Source organism: Kineococcus indalonis, assembly GCF_009906395.1.
In the GTDB taxonomy this organism is placed as follows: domain Bacteria; phylum Actinomycetota; class Actinomycetes; order Actinomycetales; family Kineococcaceae; genus Kineococcus; species Kineococcus indalonis.
The window spans coordinates 1-715 of the sequence record NZ_JAAALM010000951.1 but is presented as its reverse complement, the minus strand read 5'-3'; the positions used below and the strand labels follow the sequence as shown (position 1 = coordinate 715).

At 80.7% G+C, this 715-nt stretch carries 1 protein-coding gene; it reads left to right on the top strand.

Annotated elements, in window-relative coordinates; translation table 11 throughout:
• Window positions 1-701: hypothetical protein (locus GTR00_RS22135; protein ID WP_205706424.1), on the top strand; the 701-nt coding region annotated here is incomplete at its 5' end.
• Between the last annotated feature and the right edge of the window lie 14 nt (window positions 702-715).

Below are 715 nucleotides of genomic sequence, written 5' to 3'. Positions count from 1 at the left end.
GGCCCACCCCGAACGGCACGTCCACCGGGGTGGGCCCGGGGGTGGTGGGCCCCGCCGGCGTCACCGGCGCGGCGGCCGTCGCCGTCAGCGGCGCCACCCCCGACGGCGACGGCGTGCAGGTGGCGGTGGGCGCCGGGCCGGACACGCTGCTGGCGTTCCTGTCCAGCGGCTGCCTGACGTGCCGGGGCTTCTGGGACCGCTTCCGCGACCCGGCCGGGGCGGGGCTGCCGGTGGGCACGCGGCTGGTCGTGGTCACCCAGGGCGCCGAGCGCGAGAGCGCCACGGCGGTGCGGGCGCTGGCCGCCGAGGGCCTGGACGTGGTGATGTCCACGCGCGCCTGGGAGGGCTACGAGGTGCCCGGCTCGCCGTACTTCGTGCTGGTGGACGGCGCCACGGGCCGGGTGTCCGGGGAGGGCAGCGCGACGGCGTGGGAGCAGGTCCAGCGCCTGGTGGCGGAGGCCACCGGCGACCGGGAGCTGGCCCGCACCGGCGCCCACCGGCACGACCACGGCGACGGGCACGACCACGGCGACGGGCACGCGCACGGCGACGGGCACGCGCACGGCGGGGACGCCGGCGACGGCGCGCACCGCGAGGCGCGCGCGGACCGCGAGCTGCTGGCGGCGGGCATCACCCCCGGCCACCCCAGCCTGGACCTAACCGCGGAGGAGCTCGCCGAGGGCCCGCGGGCGCAGGGCTGAGGCGGGGGCGGGGG